This is a genomic window from Meiothermus sp., assembly GCF_025060375.1.
Lineage (GTDB): Bacteria > Deinococcota > Deinococci > Deinococcales > Thermaceae > Meiothermus.
Genome location: NZ_JANXCG010000057.1, coordinates 1 through 15,911, shown reverse-complemented (window position 1 = coordinate 15,911; position 15,911 = coordinate 1). Strand labels below are relative to the sequence as shown.

Sequence of the window (15,911 nt, the reverse complement as noted above, 5' to 3'; positions counted from 1 at the left end):
AGTATAAGCTGAAAGCTCAAGCCCCATAGGGCACCCAGATGTTCTTGACCTGGGTGGCCTGGCGCAGAACCTCCTCTACCTCGGGCAGCGGCCCGGTCTGAGGCAGCGTCCAAGTCCGCTTCATGTTCCCAGCGCTGGCCCGCTCCACCATGGCCTGCCCTTCCCGCGGCCCGGCATACCAAACCGCATCCACATCGTCGTGCTCCGCCAGGGTCTGGGCCAGCTCGTCGCGCTCCCCGGTAACGAGGTTGAATACCCCTGGGGGCACATCGGAGGTTTCCAAAACCTGGTAGAAGTCGGTGGCCGTGAGGGGAGCCAGCGGGGAAGGCACCACCACCAGGGCATTCCCCAACGCAAGCGCCGTTCCCGCCAGCCGGGCCAGGGCCAGCAGGGGTTGGTCGTCGGGGCAGAGGATTCCCAACACCCCCACCGGCTCGGGAATGGCCAAGGTCACGTTCCGGTAAGGGGTGGGGTGCACCACACCTTCGTACTTGTCGGCCCAAGCGGCCGCGGAGAAAAGGGCTTCAATGGCCGCCTCGACCTCCTCGTGCCCCTCCTGGCCGGTCTGCTGGGCGATGCGCTGGGCGAACTCAGCGGCCCTTTCAGAGAGGTTCTCGGCCAGGAAGTAGAGGATTTGCGCGCGGTGGTGGGCAGAGGCCCTGTGCCAGCCCTCAAAAGCCCCCCGGGCTGCCTCCACCGCGTTTCGGATATCCTTGCGGTTACCCAAGGCCACCTCGCCCAGAAGGGCGCCATCTATCCCATAGACCAGACGGCTGTAGCCCGAGTCAGGGCGGACCTGCTTGCCCCCAACGAAGAGCTTGGCGGTGCGGTCTATTGGGGGAAGAGCCCCCGGGCGCCGGGGCTGGGGCTGGGCGGGCAAAGCCTTCCGCCTGGGCAGGGTTGCCTTCAGCTCGGCCCTCTTCACATACTCCCAGAGCCCCTCCTTACCCCCCTCCCGGCCGAAGCCGCTCTCGCGGTAACCCCCGAAACCGCTGGCCGCATCAAACAGGTTGGTGCTGTTGATCCAGACAGTGCCGGCTTTGAGCTGAACGGCCACATCCAGGGCCAGGTTGATGTCCTCGCTCCAGACACTGGCCGCAAGGCCGTAGCGGGTGTTGTTGGCCAAGCGCACCGCTTCCTCGGGGGTACGAAAGGTGAAAGAGGCCAGCACCGGGCCGAATATCTCCTCTTGGGCGATGGTGGCGCTGGGGGTCACGTTGGTCAGAAGCGTAGGGGGATAAAAACACCCCTCCTCAGGCACCGACCAGGAGGGTTGCCACAGCTCAGCGCCCTCTTCCAAGCCCTTCTGGACCATTCGCTTGATCTTCTCAAGCTGTACCGGGGCAATGATGGCCCCAATGTCCACCGCCTTGTCTAGCGGATTGCCCACACGCAGCTTTTCCATGCGGGCTTTGAGCTTCTGGTGGAACTTTTCCGCAATACCCTCCTGAACGAGAAGCCTCGAGCCCGCGCAACAAACCTGGCCCTGGTTGAACCAGATAGCGTCCACCACCCCTTCCACCGCGCTGTCCAGATCGGCGTCCTCAAAAACAATGAACGGCGACTTGCCCCCCAGCTCCAAGGAGAGCCGCTTCCCACTTCCCGCAGTGGCCCGTCGGATAAGACGGCCCACCTCGGTAGAGCCTGTAAAGGCCACCTTATCCACGCCAGGGTGGTCAACCAGAGCGGCCCCGGTGCGGCCATCCCCGGTGAGGATGTTCACTACCCCGGCCGGCAAGCCCACCCGGGCGCAGATTTCCGCGAACAGCAGCGCTGTGAGGGGCGTAAACTCGGCGGGCTTCAAGACCACCGTGTTGCCCATGGCCAAGGCTGGGGCCACCTTCCAGGCCAGCATCAAAAGGGGAAAGTTCCAGGGAATGATCTGCCCCACCACGCCCAGGGGCTCATATCCCCGGAACTCCGAGGCCATAAGCTGAGCCCAGCCCGCATGGTAGTAGAAGTGCCGGACCACCAAAGGGATGTCCACATCGCGGGCCTCACGGATGGGTTTGCCATTGTCCAGGGTTTCCAGCACCGCAAAGAGCCGGGCGTGCTTTTGAATCTGCCGCGCCAGCGCATAGAGGTAACGGGCTCGCAGGTGCCCAGGGGTCTTTCCCCAAGACGCAAAGGCCCTGCGGGCTGCCCGCACAGCCAGATCCACATCCTCCTGGCCCGCTTGGGCTACCTGGGCCAGCTCCCGACCATCGGCAGGGTTCAGGGTGGAGAACCACGTGCCGCTCCTGGGCGCACGCCACCTGCCCCCTATAAAGAGGCCAAAACGGCCGCGGTGCGACCTAAGCCAGTCCAAGGCGGGCTCGGCGGCCTCGAGGGCGGGGCCGTACTCGAGGGTCTGCATAATCTCAGCAACGGTCATCCTCACCCCAGGGGCTGGTACTGCATGGAAGCGTAGCGGCCGTAAGCCAGGTGGGTAAGCTGCCGCTCTATGTCGTTTAGGAGGGCACTGGCACCTATGCGGAAAAGGCGGGGTTGCATCCAGTCCACCCCCAGCTCCTCCCTAACCAGAATCAGCCAGTCCAGAGCCTGCTTAGCGCTGCGAATGCCCCCGGCTGGCTTGAAGCCCACCTGGTAGCCGGTGGCCTGGTGATAGGCCCGGATGGCCCGCAGCATGACCAGGCCGCTCTCCAACGTGGCGTTGACCGCTTCCTTGCCAGTAGAGGTCTTGATGAAGTCGGCCCCTGCCTGCATGGCCACCATACTGGCCTTGTAGACGTTCTTAAGGGTACCCAACTCCCCCACCGCCAGGATGACCTTCATGTGGGCCTCCCCACAGGCCTCGCGAAATTCGCGCACCTCCTGATAAAGCGCCGGCCAATTGCCGGTCAGCACGTGGCGACGCGAAATTACCACATCAACCTCACGAGCGCCAGCCGCCACCGAGGCCTCGATTTCCTGAAGTTTAAGCCGATGAGGGTTGAGCCCGGCGGGAAAGCCCGTGGAGACTGCGGCAACCGGGATGTCCGTTCCGAGCAGGGCCTCCACCGCCGTGGGCACCATCTCGTGGTAGACGCACACCGCGCCAACCGTAAGCCGAAGCCCCTCTACCCCCAAAGCCGCCAAAAGGTCGGGTTGAACCGGCCGACGGGCCTTGGCACAGAGGCGGCGCACCGTACCTGGGGTGTCGTCGCCGGAGAGGGTGGTGAGGTCCAGGGTTCGCACGGCGTGCAGGAGCCAGGCTGCCTGCCATGCTTTTTTCACTGTTCGGCGCGCGGGTAAGGTGGCCACCCGGCGTTCGACCGCGCTGCGGTTGACCCGAGCTTCCTCAAGCATACCCAGGTCAAGGGGTGTGCCGGGGTTGCGCGGCAGGGCATGGGTTTGGGAGAGAACAAGGGCCATGGAACGCCTCGAGCCAGACCGATTATAACCTGCTTTGCTAAACCGGGGCGTCTTGAGCGCTGCAGGCGGCAGACCTGCTGTATCCCAAAGACCGTCCAGACAGCCTTGTGCTCAAAAACCTAACCCAAAAAGGTATACTCTAGGGAAGGAGGAAGCCATGCCTTTAGGCCCAACCGAGCTCTTGATCATCCTGCTCATCGTGGTGCTCCTTTTTGGGGCGCGCAAGCTACCCGAGCTGGCCCGGGGGCTGGGCCAGTCGGCCCGCGAGTTCCGCAAGGCTATCAGCGAGGAGGAGAAAAAGCCGGAGGAGGTCAAACCCGAACAGAAGCAGTCCTAGTCCGGCATTAGGTGTAAAAAACGCGGCTCGAGGCGCACCTCCACCTCCTCCCCCTCCCTCAGCCCCAGCCCCTCCAGCCGGTAGCGGGGGAGCAGGAATTCCAGGCTTGCCCCACCGACCTCCAGATACCCCCGCCACCGCACCCCCTGCGCCCTGAGCGCCAGCAGCCTCCCCCGCAGCCGGTTTTCCTCACCCTCCAAGGTAAAGACCTCTTCGGAGCGCAACCCTAGCCAGACCCGCCGGCCCGGCTGGGCCCAGGCTGGGCGCAGCGCCTTCAACCGGCCCAGGGGGGAGTCCAACCAAAGCCACTCCCCATCCACAGCCCCCACGCTGGCCTCAAAGAGGTTGCGAAACCCCACCAGCCGGGCCACCTCGAGGCTGGCTGGTCGGGTAAAGACCTCCTCAGGGGTGCCCTGCTGGAGCAAGCCCCCTCGGGTCAGCACCCCTATCCAGTCGGCCCGCTGAGCCAGCCAAGGGTCGTGCGAGGCGGCCAGCGTCGGGATTCGCAAGGCCCTCAGGCGCTCCAGTACCCCTGAGAAAACCTCCTCACGGGTGCCCATATCCAAAGCGCTGGTGGGCTCATCCAGCAAAAGGAGGGCGGGCTCCCGCGCCAAGGCCCGCGCCAGGGCCACCCGTTGTTGCTGTCCGCCCGAAAGCTCGCGGGGAAAGCGCTCCGCCAGCTCGGCAATCCCCATCTGGGCCAGGTAGCCCAAGGCCCGCTCCCTCCGCTGGGTCCGAGGCCAGCGGACCAACGGAAAGGCCACGTTCTGCCAGGCCCTGAGGTGGGGGAAAAGGGCAAAGTGCTGGGGCAGGTAGCCCACCGGCCGGCGCTCTGCCGGCAGGCCCCCGAAGGGCTCTCCCCGGGCCGGAAGCAGACCGGCTACGGCCTTGAGCAGGCTGGTCTTCCCCACCCCACTCTCCCCCAGCAGTACCGTAAACCCCCGGATATGAAGCCGAAGGCTGAGCCTCACCGGACGCTCGAGGGTGTACGCGATTTCCACCTGTCCTCCAGGCTGCGCACCAAATAGACCAAGGCAAAGCTTATCAAAAGCAGCACGCCTGCGGCCTGATTGGCCCGGTCAAAGCGCAGAGCCTGCACCTGATCGTAGATGTAGATGCTCACCATCTGGGTCTTTCCGGGAATGCTGCCCCCCACCATCAGCACCACCCCGAACTCCCCAAGGGTGTGGGCAAAGGCCAGGATGGACCCGGAGAGAATACCGGGCCAGGTGAGGGGAAGGATGACCTCGAGCCACACCCGAAGCCAGCCAGCCCCCAAAGTACGGGCGGTCTGGATGAGGTCCGGCTCCAGGCCGCGAAAAGCCTCGCGGTAGCCGTTTAGGGCAAAGGGCAGGCTGAAGAGCACCGAACCCACCACCAACCCCTCAAAGCGAAAGGCCCAGCTGAAGCCCAGCACCTGGGCGATGGGTCCGTTCTGGCCCAGGAGCAGGAGCAGGTAAAAACCCAGCACCGTAGGGGGCAGGGTCAGGGGCAGCAGCACCACCGATTCCACCACCCGCTTGCCCCAGAAGCGTTTGTGGGCCAGCACCCAAGCCAAGGGAACGCCCATCAGCAGAAGGATGAGGGTGCTGAGCAGGCTCACCCGCAGGGTAAGGCCCAGGGTTTCCCAAAAGACCGGGTCGCTCATTCCTGCACTCTTTCCCCCGGCAGGAAGAACCCATACCTGCGCAGCACGCGGTGGGCCTCAGGGGTGGCGATGTACTCGTAGAAGCGCCGCACCTCGGGCCGGTCCCGCCCCCGAAGGATGGCGTAGGTCTGATCGAGGCGCAGGTGGCTGCTCAGGGGGGCCAGCCAATAGACCCCAGCCCGCTCCATGGCCTCGCTGCGGGCTATGGAGAGCGCCAGGATACCCACGTTGGTGCTGGAGAGGGCGAGCTGGGCAGCTTGGGAGATGTTCTCCCCGTAGACAAACTCAAAGCTGGGCTTACCCCGGCGCAGCGCCGAGATATCGTAGTAGGCGGGAATCCCCGCCGTCATCTCCTCCCACGGCACACTCCGGGTTTCGCGGACGAGGCCAAACCGCTCCAGCAAGCTGACCGCTGCGCGACCGTACGGAGCGTGCACCGGGTTGGCCAGCGCCACGCGGGTCACCCTGGGGTCCAGCAGAACGCGGGGCCCCACCTGGCGAGGATCAAGGCCCTGCTGTGCCCAAACGTTGGCGACCCAGACCACCATCCGCCCCACCGCGTAGAGCCGCAGGGTGCCCGGGGCGGTGAGCCCAGCCTCCTCGAGCCGCTGGGGAAAAACCGCATCGGCGGAGAAAAAGATATCCGCTGGCAAGCCCTGCACAAGCTGGGTGTAGAGCTTGCCAGAGGAACCAAAGCTGAGCTCCACCCTCAGCCCAGGGTTCTGCTGCTCAAAGGCCCGGGCAATCTCGGGAAGCGCGTACTGCAGGTCCGAAGCAGCCACCACCCGCACGGTCTGGGCCTGCCCCCAAAGGAGACCCACCCAGCACAACACCATCCACCAACGCGACATACACTCCTCCCAGCTAGTTACAGTGTAACTAGGTGGGAGGATTATAGGCCCCAAAGGGCTGTCCCTACAAGCCTACGGGGGAGAGCGTTCCCCCTCAACCATCATCTGGGCGATGAAATCCAGGCTGGCTCGAGCCATCTGCAAGCGCCAGAGGACGGAAAGCCGCTCGAGACCCTGGGCCTCCGGAAGGCGAACCTCGAGGCCGGCCAGGATTTGAGTGAAGAGCTCCTGTTGGGCCTGCAAAAGGGGCGTGGGGTCCAGGGAAAGCCGCAGGAGAAAAGCCAGTTTCAAGCGAAGGTCCGAGCGGCCATAGCGCAGCCGCTCCACCGGCGTGTAGAGCCAGCCCAAAGCCGCCCGCCGTCCAGCCTCGGTAAGGGCAAAGACGGTCCGGGGAGGGCCTCCCCCCTCCTCCCGCCCCACCTCCTGCACCAGCCCCCGCACCCGCAGGTGCTCCAGGGCCCGGTAGACCTGGGGGCGCTGGATGCGCCATATATCCCCCAGTTCCCCCTCCCGAGAGAACAAGACCGCAAGGCGAAAGCCGTGGGAAGCACCCTCCAGCAAGGCTGAGAGCACCGCCCAGTCGGTGGTGGAAAGGCGGCCGGTCACAAAATAAAGGCTACCGCCTCGCAAACCCCAAAGGCTCAGGGGGTCCGGATGCGGGCCCGCGCCTCCCCTACCTGCTGGGGCGAAAGGCGGGTGCCCGAGGCCCGCAAAGCGGCCACCTCGGCAGCGGTAAAAGGGCGGTGGTCTTGGGGGAGCAGCCGATCGTTGCCCCAGGCCACGAGGATGTGGTTGAGCACCGAGGCAATCTGCTCATCGCTGAGCTGGGGAAAGGCCGGCATCACCCCGTCGTAGGTCTGGCCCCGTACCCGCACCGGGCCCTGCATTCCGTAGAGCATGACCCTCAGGAGGTGGGCCCGCCCCTCTGCGCTTTTGAGTAGCTCCGGGGCGTGCTGGGCCAAAGGAGGGTAGGCCCCCACCCGCCCCTGCCCGGCCTCCCCATGGCAAAAGGCGCAGTTTTGCTGGTAGAGCTGAGCACCGCTTTGGGCCAGGGCCAGCGCTAGCAGAATGGTTAGGCCCAGGAGGCGTCGCATGCCTAAAGTATAGGGAGAAGCTGGGGGGTAAAGATAAGAACCCGGCAAAGCCGGGTTAAGGGAGCCCAAGGGGGAGCTTGAGCCTCGGAAGGTTGGCAAACCAGGGGTCGCCTCCTTAACCTAAGTGCGTGAGGCGGCTACCCCTCTTCCCTCTGCCCGAGACGGTGGTCTTTCCAGGGCTGCTCATCCCGCTTTACATCTTTGAGGAGCGCTACAAGCAGATGGTGCGCCACCTGCTGGCCCAAAGCGAAGGGCCGCGGCGTTTTGTGATTGCCCTAGCCACCCCTGCGGGCATCCGGGAGGTGGGGGGCTACGTGGACCTACTGGCCGCCTCGGAAAACCCCGACGGCACCTTTAACATCGTCTGCCGGGGAGGGGAGCGCTGCCGGGTAGAGGAGGTGGGGGTGCTGGAGAACACCCTTTACCAAACCACCCTGGACCTTCCCTATCCGCTCGAGCGCGCTGCCCGCAGTGAGGAAATCGTGGCAGCTTGGGACGCCCTAGAGACCTTTCGCAGCTACATGGCCGGGGTGGCCGACCCCAAGGCGCTAGAGGAGGCCATCGCCAACCTTCCCGATGACCCCCTGTACCAGGCCTCCTTCCTGTGCGTCAACCTGCGGGTCTCCGCACTGGACAAGCAGGCCCTGCTAGAAGCCCCCTCCCTGCTGGCGCGGCTCGAGCTGGCCCAGGCCCTCATGCGCCAGGGCTCGTTTGCGGGTCACCCCGCTGAGGCCTAAACCCAGGCCCGAGGCTGAAAACCCAGGCCCGGCCGGCTGCCCCTCCTGCCCCAGCCCACGGTCTGAGGCCCGGCGGTGGTCCCTCGCTGGGTCATCCCAACCCCACGAGGGCGTACCCTGACCGCTCAGTCCGCGGCCATCGGCAGGCAGCAGCCCAGGCGGTCTGAGCCACAAAAACACCAACCCGCCTCACGGGACCCGCCGCTGCCAACGCAGACTCAGCCCCGCCCCCAGCACCATCAATAAGGCAGCCAGCCCCGAGAGCACAGAGCTGATCTCGGTCCTGGTGGCCTCCCATCGGATGAGAACGCCCAGTTCCTGGACCACCCGACGCAGGGCCTCCTCGGTGGGCGGGTAGGTGTTCTTGCCTCCGGTGAGCTGGGCTAGAAGCTCGAGGTTACGCGGCTCAAAGGGCACGTAGTAGTTCCGCCCCTCGAGCTGCATGACCGTCCCCCCCGGCTGGCCCATGGGAAAGGTATAAAGCCGGACATTGCTCTCCCTAGCAAAGCGGGCTGCGGCCTCCAGGCTGGCCCGGGTGGACAGGTTGAAGTCGCTGCGCACGTTGGAAACCCCGTCAGAGAGAATAACCACGCTGCCTGGGGGAAGATCTTGGGGAGAGGCGGATGGGGGCGCAGGCAGCTCCGGGACCCCTTGCAGGGGATCAGGGAGGCCCGACCCCGGAGGGGCCAGCTCGGCTGGAGGCTTCAGGTTGCGCCTCCCGGGGAGCACCCGCACGCTGGTCACGATGGCGTTTTCCAAAGAGGTGTTCTGGGCTGGTCTAAGGCGGTCAATGGCTTCCAAAACCTGCCGCCGGTCGGTGGTCGGGAGCACCAGGGCCGTCGCCGCGTCGGAGAAGCTCACCAGGCCAATCCGGGTGGTGGGCGGGGCCAGCTCCACGAACTTCCGGGCGGTGGCCTTGGCCGCCTCGAGGCGGCTCGGGTTCAGGTCGGAGGCCAGCATGGAGCGCGAGACGTCTATGGCCAGCACCACCGCGGCCTTGTTGGTAGGCAAAGGAGGGCTGGCCACCGGGCGGGCGGCAGCGAGAAGGAGGAGCAACAGGGCCAGAAGCTGCAACCCCAAAGGCCAGCGCACATGGGCCTGGGGCGGCGTTCGGACCACCAGGGCCCTCAAACGGGCCTCGGCGAAGGCTTCGGCGGTCCGCTGCCGCCTCCGCCGGGCCCAAGCCAAGAAACCCAAGAAAAGGGGTACCAGAAGGAGGGACCAAAGGTACTCGGGCCAGATAAAGCTCATCTCTGCCCCCTTCGGCGTAGGGTAAACCTGAGCAAGGGTTCTACGATCTCCTGGGCGGTCAAAAGGGTGAGGGTATCCACCTGGGCAGCCCGCAAGGCCCGCTCGAGCCGGACCTCGCGAGCCCTTACCAAAGCGGCGTGGGCCTGGCGCACCCTGGGGTCGCTGGTGTCCAGCCAGACCTCCTCCCCGGTCTCGGGGTCGCGCAAGCGCAGCTCCCCTGCGCTGGGCAGCTCGAGCTCGGCAGGGTCCAGAACGCGCACCGCCACCACATCGTGGCGGTAGGAAAGCCGCCTCAGCAAGGGCACCCAATCCGGTTCCTCCGGGGCCAGGAGAAAATCGGAAACCACAAACAAAAGCCCCCGGCGCCTCAGGGTCCGCGCCGCGTAGTCCAGCGCCCGCTCGAGCCCCCCTCCCCCCGGGCCTGGCTGCTCCAGGTGCTGCTGCATCTCGTGCAACACCCGCAGGACCTGCCTTCGGCCGGTTCCAGGTGGCACCACCCTCAGCCCGGCCTCCGAGAATCCAATGGCCCCCACCTTGTCGCCGTGCCGGGCAGCGATGGACGCCGCAACGCCAGCAAACTCCAGGGCCTCCTCTACCTTCAGCACCCGGCGCGTACCAAAGCGCATGGAGGCCGACAGGTCGAGAAGCAGCCAGACCGTGACCTCCTTTTCCTCGCGGTACTGGCGGATGTGAATCCGACCGGTGCGGGCAGTCACGTTCCAGTCAATGCGACGCACCTCATCGCCCGGCTGATACTCCCGCACCTCGGCCAGATCCAGGCTCGGCCCGTAGAAGAAGCCCGTGTAGTCGCCAAACAGAAAGCCATCCAGCCGCTTGAGCACGCGAAACTCAAGCCGCCTGAGTAGCTCTGCAGGGAGCTCGCGCGGCCTCAGCCCCCTGGGCTCCGGCGGCAGGGCAATCTCAATCTTGCTCTTGCGGCGCCAAAGCATGGTGTTTCGGGCTCACGCCGAAGGGTTCTCCAAAGACGAACGGGCCTCGCGGTAGGGGTCGCCCAGGTGCACCTTGGGAAGAGGGGTGGCGGCGATGATCTTCTGCAGCACCTCCTCTAACCGCACCTCGTCGGCCAGGGCCTCGTAGGAAGGGATAATCCGGTGGCGCAGCACCTCCGGGGCCAGGTCGCGCACGTCCTCGGGTAAGGCGTACTCGCGGCCCCGCACAATGGCCAGAGCCTTGGCCCCCAGGATTAGGTTGACGCTGGCCCGGGGGCTGCCCCCGTAGCTGATGTACTTTTTGAGCTGGGCCAGCCCCACCTCCCCGGGGTCACGGGTGGCCCGGGTAAGGCGGACAGCGTACTCCGTAACCGCCGGATGGACGTGCACCCGGTCGGCCATGGCCTGAAGCTCACGCAGCTCATCGCCGCTCAGCACCACCTCAACCGGCTCAAACTTTGAGGAAACCCGCTCCACCACGGTCATCTCCTCGTAGAAGGCCGGGTAGTCTAGCCAGACCTTGAACATGAAGCGGTCCACCTGGGCTTCGGGCAGGAAGTAGGTGCCCTCCGACTCAATGGGGTTTTGCGTGGCCAGCACCAAAAAGGGGTCGGGTAGCCTGTAGGTCTGGTGGCCGATGGTCACCTGGCGCTCCTGCATGGCTTCCAGCAGGGCCGATTGAATTTTGGCCGGGGCACGGTTGATCTCGTCGGCCAGAATCAGGTTGGCAAAGATAGGACCCAGCTCCACCTCAAAGGTGGCCTCCTTGGGGTTGTAGATGCGGGTACCCAAAAGGTCGGCGGGCACCAGGTCCGGGGTGAACTGGATGCGCTTGAAGCTGGCCCCAATGGCCTCGGCCAGGGTCTTGATGGCCAGGGTCTTGGCCAGGCCCGGCACCCCCTCAATGAGGACGTGCCCCCGGGCCAGGAGGGCAACCAGCATCCTCTCCAGCATCAGGTCTTGTCCTACGATGACCTTCTTGACCTCCAAAAGCAGGGTGCGCAGTTTTGCGGCGGCTTCCATCACCGCTTGGGGCTCGAGAAGGGGCTTCTGGGCTTCACTCATGGGCACCTCGCTAGATGTTGGGGCCAGGCTCCTGCCTGGGGGGTGGGCTGGGTTGTGGGGCTTGCGGCTCGAGGGGGATGAGCTCAGGTGAGCCTTCGGGCATCCCCGGCCCAGGCAAGGGACCCCCCGGCATGGGCTGCCCTGGAAGCTCAAAGCGGTAGAGCTGGCCATCCTGGTAAATGAGCAGGGGGCACTCCTGCCCCTCCTGGGGTGATCCGGTCCCTGGCCCTTGGCCCGGCCCGGGCAGAAGAGGAATCAGCTCCCTGGCATCGGGCGCCGCCTGGAGCGGTTGCTGGGGGTCAAACTGCACCCTCACTGCTTGGCCCCCAAAGGGCTGCGGGTTGAGGCCTTCCGAGGGCGCCGACCAACGGCCCAGGCCGAAGGCCAAGCCCAGGAGGAGAACAAACCCCAAGAACCGCCCCCACCAAGCCACCTTTCCCGGTACCATACCCCACTTTATGACGCAATAGTGGGTTAAATCTGAGAATCCCCCACATTCACCCCATCTCCACCCCCGCCCACCTCTCCAGGAGGCGGGCCACCGCAGTGTGGTCCACCTCACCTAGCTCGCGCCTGGCAACCTCGAAGAACTCGCGCACCTGGCGGAGCATGGGGGCTGGCGTCCCCGCTGCCTCGAGCACCCGCGCGCAAATACCCAAATCCTTGACCAGAAGCCCCAGGGCAAAGGTATTGGGAAACTCCCGCGAGAGCACCCGCTGGCCGAACAGGTTCTCGCTCACGTTGGAGCGGCCCGAGGAAGCGTTAATTGCTTCCAGGGCCAGCCTTGCATCCACTCCCTGCCGCACCAGGGCCAGCATCCCCTCACTAAGGGCCCAGAGGTTCACCGCCAGAAGGGCGTTGTTCACCGCCTTAACCGCATGCCCTGAACCCAGCGGACCCACGTGGACAATCTTGGCGGCGTAGGTAGCCATCACCGGGCGGGCCCGCTCAAAGTCCTCTGGGGCTCCCCCAGCCATCACCGTGGCCCGGCCTTGCACCGCACCCGCCACGCCCCCCGAAAGACAGGCATCCAGGTAGGAAACCCCCCTTTCGGCCAGCCGCGCGGCGGTCCTTCGGGCCAGGTCCGGCTCCCCCGAGGTGTGGTCTATCCAAAGGGTTCCCGGGCGCAGGTAGGGCAGGAGCCGCTCGGCTACCTCGTGCACCTCCTGGGAGGTGGGCAGACAGGTGAAGAGGATATCGGCCTGGGCCACCTGGGCAAACGCCACGGGTTGCGAGCCAAACTCCTTGGCATGGGCCTCGGCCTTGGAAGGGGTACGGTTCCACACCAGCGTGGGGTAGCGGCGGGCCAGGTGACCAGCAATCGGATAACCCATGGCCCCAAGCCCGATAAAGGCCAACTTGGGCGTCGCCTCTCCTACCATGCCCCCAATATATACGGGGCTTCACCCCGTTATGAGGGACGTTAAGCCCTTTCCCTCGCACCCCCAAAGGGGATAACGAAGTGCCCGTGATTCTCCTTAGAGAGCCCCACCAAGGCGCAACACGGCAGTTCACGAGCCCCCTGCCCCCAAGGACAAATGTTGGCCTATCCTGAGGGCTAGGCTGTTCTCATATGAAAGCACCCCTCCTGCCGCTGGGAGAAGCGCCCGCAAAGCAATTCCACAGGTTCCTATTTGGCCTAGCCTTGGCCCTGCTGCTGGCTGGCTGCCCTCAGAACCCACAGCCCTCTGCCCCTTCGAGCAACCTCGAGCCCCCTCGAAGCGTGATGGCCTGGGCGGTCTCGCCAACCCAGGTGGAGCTCAGCTGGAAGCCACCCCAGAACGTGGCCAACCCCAGCTACGAAATCGAGCGCAGGATAGGCAACGAAGCCTTCCAACCGCTCGCCAGTGGCCTGAATAGCCCTTCCCACACCGACCGACAGATTGTGAGCGGCGGCAAAACCTTCGTCTACCGGGTGCGCACCAAAACCGCCCAGGGGCAGAGCGACTGGGTGGAGTCCAACCCGGTGCCGGTGCCTATGGGCTGCTCCAATCACTCTGGCAACGGGCCTGCCCACGAGGTGGGCTGCTTCGGCCCGGTGGTGGACAACTGGCCTCTGGTAGCCACCTATATCGCCCTGCTGCCCAACGGCAAGGTGGTAGCCTGGTACGCCTCGGACGACATCGGACGCTACCGTGAAAAAACCGACGTCCACGAGCTCGATCCCCACAACAACCCCCCCGGCCAGGAGGACGGCACCATGGCGGTGGTCTGGGACCCAACCAGCGGGGCCTTTGAGGATGTGAGCTTCGGCAATGGCAGCCAGCAAAACGGCCGCAGCGTCTCGGGCCAGCCCAAAGGCACCGACCTCTTCTGCGCGGGCTACACCGTGCTGAACGATGGCCGCCTCTTCACCGCAGGGGGCAACCTGGGGCTCGAGTGGGGCAGCCCCCGCACCAACATCTTCGACCCCCGCACGAACACCTGGACGCCTGGCCCAGGCCCCACTACCCCCGACATGTGGTGGGGCCGCTGGTACCCCACCGTGACCAAACTGCCCAACGGCGAGCTTCTCATCACCGGCGGAACCTCCAAACCTAACCCCAGCTTCGTGGAGGGCTCCACCGACCCCCGGTGCCGCACCCCCAGCGGCCGCTGCCCTGAGGGGCTGGCCCAGGGCAAGCCTCACAGCACCATAGCCAACGCCCCGGGCCTAGACAAGGGCGTGCGCACCCAGAACGCCCGGGGCACCGCCCACAACAACGCCTTCGAGGTCTACGACCCCGATACCAGCACCCTGCGGATGCTGGAGGCCACCGCTGCTGAGGTCAACTCCTTCGAGCACTACTACCCCTGGTGGCACATCGCCCCCAACGGCCTGGCCTTCCTCTCGGGCGCGGGCAAACAGAAGGGCCTGCTGGACTGGCGACAGGGCCAGTGGACGGGCATCTGGGAGTCCACCAGCCACGGCATCCCCTACGACGCCCACCGGGTCTACGGCAGCTCGGTGATGTACGAGCCCGGCAAGGTGCTGGTCATCGGGGGGGGCTACGCCGCCGACGACTGGAGCTCGGGGGAGCTGGCCATATTCTCCCTCAACAACTGGGAAAACGGCCACACCACCCTCCACATCACCCTGGCCCAAAACGCCAACACCCCCCCCACCATGACGCCCGGCCCCAAGATGCGCTACAGCCGCACCCACCTCGACGCCACCCTGCTGGCCAACGGGGACATCTTTGTGAACGGCGGCCAGCAGGACGGGGGCGAGAACACCCAGTCCATCCCCGGCTATGCGGGCAGGAGGCCAACAGGAGCCCGGCCAGTTTTGAGCGGAACGTTGGCCCGCGAGTGGTGGCCCAAAACCGTCAACCCCGCCACCGTTTTCAACATTGACCTAGCGGTCTACCAAAGCGAAATCTGGAAACGCCCAGCAAGCGGGGGGACTGGCCACTTCGTGCTGGGCCCGCGGGCGCAGAGACCGCGCATCTACCACTCGGCCTCCCTCCTGCTGCCCGACGCCACCGTGCTCACCGTGGGGGGCGGGGGATGTGGCGAGTGCGCGGGCAACTTTGAGACCGGGGGCCGCGACGAGGGCTACTACGGGCGGTGGTACGGCCGGCCCGAGAAGATCAACCAGAAAAACCACGAAATCTACTACCCCGCCTACCTGTTCAAGGAAGACGGCAGCCTGGCACCCAGGCCCATCATCGCCGGGCTGGAGGGGCTGGCCCCCGAGACAGACTACCCCACCCTGGCCTACAACCAGCGTTTCACGGTGCGCTGGGCCCATCCAGACCCAGCCCGCTCCATCCAAAAGGTCACCTTTGTCGCCCTGGGCGCCCCCACCCACGGCTTCGACCAGAATCAGCGGTACCTCGAGCTGGACTTCCAGCAAAACGGCTACACCCTCACCGTGCGGGCCCCCTACGACGGGCAGTATGGCTCGCCCAGCCCAGGTGGGGCCCGCAACATCGCCCCTCCGGGGTTCTACATGCTCTTCCTCATCGACGACAAAGGGGTGCCCTCGGTGGCCAGAATCCTGCGCATCCGGTAGACCCTAGCGCAGAAGGGCCGCGGTGAGGAGGCTTACTACCAGCGCGCCCAGAAAGGCAGCAACGAGGGTGAGCCAGATCTTGCCCCTCTCGCGCAGGTTCATGCTGGACTGCACCGCCAGGTAGGCAAAGTAGACGTTGACCGCCAGGGCCGCCAGGGCCAGCAGGGGAAGGAGCAGGATACCGAGCACGGTGATGACCAGCAGAAACCCCAAGGCGGAGAAGATTACGTTTATGGGAGCCCAGAACAGGGCGAAGGTGTAGGCCACCTGGTCTAGGCTGCCACTTCCCCCCTGGTTCTGCCCCACGTAGTAGACCAGGTAGGTGAAGACCAGAAACCCAGCCAGGGTGCCGATAACGCTGCTGAGGAAACCCGTAGCGCTCGAGCCCGTTCCCAGCAATCCGGTGACTACCGCCGCCACCAGCACGTATATCAGCGCCTCGCGCAAGGTGCCTTTGTTCTCAAGCTCCTCAAAGGTAGCCACACTGGGCCGGCTCAGCACCTGCAGGCTCTGGGAGAACATCTGGCTCAGGGTGTCCAGAATGGAAGGTTGCTCTTCACCACCTTGGTTCTGCCCATCCTCGTCATGCCGCTGTTGCTGTTTGGCCCCGTTTTGCTCTTCGGTAGC

16 protein-coding genes are annotated in these 15,911 nt (G+C 65.4%); 3 read left to right on the top strand and 13 right to left on the bottom strand.

The features are described 5' to 3' along the window. Positions 1-16: 16 nt before the first annotated feature. Both NZ849_RS07450 and deoC read right to left on the bottom strand, forming a co-directional pair. Positions 17-2,374: an aldehyde dehydrogenase family protein gene (locus NZ849_RS07450; RefSeq protein WP_295405781.1), complete on the bottom strand. Its 2,358-nt coding sequence runs from the start codon at positions 2,372-2,374 to the stop codon at positions 17-19. A gap of 2 nt (positions 2,375-2,376) precedes the next feature. Further along, positions 2,377-3,354 carry a deoxyribose-phosphate aldolase gene (gene deoC / locus NZ849_RS07445; RefSeq protein ID WP_295405754.1) on the bottom strand — a complete coding sequence of 326 codons (978 nt, stop codon included), beginning with the start codon at positions 3,352-3,354 and terminating at the stop codon, positions 2,377-2,379. Positions 3,355-3,511: 157 nt separating this feature from the next. Between deoC and tatA the strand changes: the two genes are divergently transcribed. Next, positions 3,512-3,691 carry a twin-arginine translocase TatA/TatE family subunit gene (gene tatA, locus NZ849_RS07440; RefSeq protein WP_295405752.1) on the top strand — a complete coding sequence of 60 codons (180 nt, stop codon included), beginning with the start codon at positions 3,512-3,514 and terminating at the stop codon, positions 3,689-3,691. On the opposite strand, the gene NZ849_RS07435 is transcribed toward tatA, so the two are convergent. The 5 genes from NZ849_RS07435 to NZ849_RS07415 form a co-directional block, all read right to left on the bottom strand. After that, complete coding sequence (locus NZ849_RS07435; protein WP_295405750.1) at positions 3,688-4,692, bottom strand: ABC transporter ATP-binding protein; 1,005 nt, start codon at positions 4,690-4,692, stop codon at positions 3,688-3,690. The two genes, tatA and NZ849_RS07435, sit on opposite strands and share 4 nt — an antisense overlap. Beyond that, a complete protein-coding gene (gene modB, locus NZ849_RS07430) occupies positions 4,659-5,339 on the bottom strand; it encodes a molybdate ABC transporter permease subunit (protein WP_295405748.1) in 681 nt (226 codons plus the stop codon). Before modB ends, NZ849_RS07435 begins: the two co-directional genes overlap by 34 nt. Next, positions 5,336-6,190 (bottom strand): molybdate ABC transporter substrate-binding protein, encoded by an 855-nt coding sequence (gene modA / locus NZ849_RS07425; RefSeq protein WP_295405745.1) that lies wholly within the window; start codon positions 6,188-6,190, stop codon positions 5,336-5,338. The genes modB and modA overlap by 4 nt, the downstream gene beginning before the upstream one ends. Positions 6,191-6,262: 72 nt before the next feature. Next, positions 6,263-6,796, bottom strand: coding sequence for a PadR family transcriptional regulator (locus tag NZ849_RS07420; RefSeq protein ID WP_295405743.1), 534 nt, complete (start codon positions 6,794-6,796; stop codon positions 6,263-6,265). A gap of 35 nt (positions 6,797-6,831) precedes the next feature. Beyond that, a complete protein-coding gene (locus NZ849_RS07415) occupies positions 6,832-7,284 on the bottom strand; it encodes a cytochrome c (protein WP_295405741.1) in 453 nt (150 codons plus the stop codon). Between the two features lie 128 nt (positions 7,285-7,412). Between NZ849_RS07415 and NZ849_RS07410 the strand changes: the two genes are divergently transcribed. Further along, positions 7,413-8,021 carry an LON peptidase substrate-binding domain-containing protein gene (locus NZ849_RS07410; protein ID WP_295405739.1) on the top strand — a complete coding sequence of 203 codons (609 nt, stop codon included), beginning with the start codon at positions 7,413-7,415 and terminating at the stop codon, positions 8,019-8,021. A gap of 189 nt (positions 8,022-8,210) precedes the next feature. On the opposite strand, the gene NZ849_RS07405 is transcribed toward NZ849_RS07410, so the two are convergent. From NZ849_RS07405 to NZ849_RS07385, 5 genes are read right to left on the bottom strand one after another with little or no spacing between them, the layout of a single operon-like run. Next, positions 8,211-9,272, bottom strand: a complete 1,062-nt coding sequence (locus tag NZ849_RS07405; RefSeq protein ID WP_295405737.1) for a VWA domain-containing protein — start codon at positions 9,270-9,272, stop codon at positions 8,211-8,213. Next, positions 9,269-10,222 carry a DUF58 domain-containing protein gene (locus tag NZ849_RS07400; protein WP_295405734.1) on the bottom strand — a complete coding sequence of 318 codons (954 nt, stop codon included), beginning with the start codon at positions 10,220-10,222 and terminating at the stop codon, positions 9,269-9,271. Before NZ849_RS07400 ends, NZ849_RS07405 begins: the two co-directional genes overlap by 4 nt. A gap of 12 nt (positions 10,223-10,234) precedes the next feature. Next, on the bottom strand, positions 10,235-11,287 hold the full coding sequence (locus NZ849_RS07395) for an AAA family ATPase (protein WP_295405732.1): 1,053 nt from the start codon (positions 11,285-11,287) through the stop codon (positions 10,235-10,237). A 10-nt stretch (positions 11,288-11,297) separates the two neighbouring features. Continuing rightward, positions 11,298-11,735 (bottom strand): hypothetical protein, encoded by a 438-nt coding sequence (locus tag NZ849_RS07390; RefSeq protein WP_295405730.1) that lies wholly within the window; start codon positions 11,733-11,735, stop codon positions 11,298-11,300. A 49-nt stretch (positions 11,736-11,784) separates the two neighbouring features. Further along, on the bottom strand, positions 11,785-12,669 hold the full coding sequence (locus tag NZ849_RS07385) for an NAD(P)-dependent oxidoreductase (RefSeq protein ID WP_295405729.1): 885 nt from the start codon (positions 12,667-12,669) through the stop codon (positions 11,785-11,787). Between the two features lie 191 nt (positions 12,670-12,860). Between NZ849_RS07385 and NZ849_RS07380 the strand changes: the two genes are divergently transcribed. Beyond that, positions 12,861-15,284 carry a galactose oxidase-like domain-containing protein gene (locus NZ849_RS07380; RefSeq protein WP_295405728.1) on the top strand — a complete coding sequence of 808 codons (2,424 nt, stop codon included), beginning with the start codon at positions 12,861-12,863 and terminating at the stop codon, positions 15,282-15,284. Between the two features lie 3 nt (positions 15,285-15,287). Here the strand turns inward: NZ849_RS07380 and NZ849_RS07375 are convergent, their stop codons facing one another. Beyond that, on the bottom strand, positions 15,288-15,806 hold the full coding sequence (locus tag NZ849_RS07375) for a YIP1 family protein (protein WP_295405779.1): 519 nt from the start codon (positions 15,804-15,806) through the stop codon (positions 15,288-15,290). Positions 15,807-15,911: the final 105 nt, after the last annotated feature.

Bases quoted from the DNA above. Each gene is read 5' to 3' on its own strand.
- NZ849_RS07380 (WP_295405728.1), top strand. From the start codon at position 12,861: ATGAAAGCACCCCTCCTGCCGCTGGGAGAAGCGCCCGCAAAGCAATTC.
- modB (WP_295405748.1), bottom strand. From the start codon at position 5,339: ATGAGCGACCCGGTCTTTTGGGAAACCCTGGGCCTTACCCTGCGGGTG.
- NZ849_RS07450 (WP_295405781.1), bottom strand. From the start codon at position 2,374: ATGACCGTTGCTGAGATTATGCAGACCCTCGAGTACGGCCCCGCCCTC.
- NZ849_RS07400 (WP_295405734.1), bottom strand. From the start codon at position 10,222: ATGCTTTGGCGCCGCAAGAGCAAGATTGAGATTGCCCTGCCGCCGGAG.
- tatA (WP_295405752.1), top strand. From the start codon at position 3,512: ATGCCTTTAGGCCCAACCGAGCTCTTGATCATCCTGCTCATCGTGGTG.
- NZ849_RS07390 (WP_295405730.1), bottom strand. From the start codon at position 11,735: ATGGTACCGGGAAAGGTGGCTTGGTGGGGGCGGTTCTTGGGGTTTGTT.
- modA (WP_295405745.1), bottom strand. From the start codon at position 6,190: ATGTCGCGTTGGTGGATGGTGTTGTGCTGGGTGGGTCTCCTTTGGGGG.
- NZ849_RS07395 (WP_295405732.1), bottom strand. From the start codon at position 11,287: ATGAGTGAAGCCCAGAAGCCCCTTCTCGAGCCCCAAGCGGTGATGGAA.
- NZ849_RS07415 (WP_295405741.1), bottom strand. From the start codon at position 7,284: ATGCGACGCCTCCTGGGCCTAACCATTCTGCTAGCGCTGGCCCTGGCC.
- deoC (WP_295405754.1), bottom strand. From the start codon at position 3,354: ATGGCCCTTGTTCTCTCCCAAACCCATGCCCTGCCGCGCAACCCCGGC.
- NZ849_RS07385 (WP_295405729.1), bottom strand. From the start codon at position 12,669: ATGGTAGGAGAGGCGACGCCCAAGTTGGCCTTTATCGGGCTTGGGGCC.
- NZ849_RS07405 (WP_295405737.1), bottom strand. From the start codon at position 9,272: ATGAGCTTTATCTGGCCCGAGTACCTTTGGTCCCTCCTTCTGGTACCC.
- NZ849_RS07375 (WP_295405779.1), bottom strand. From the start codon at position 15,806: ATGTTCTCCCAGAGCCTGCAGGTGCTGAGCCGGCCCAGTGTGGCTACC.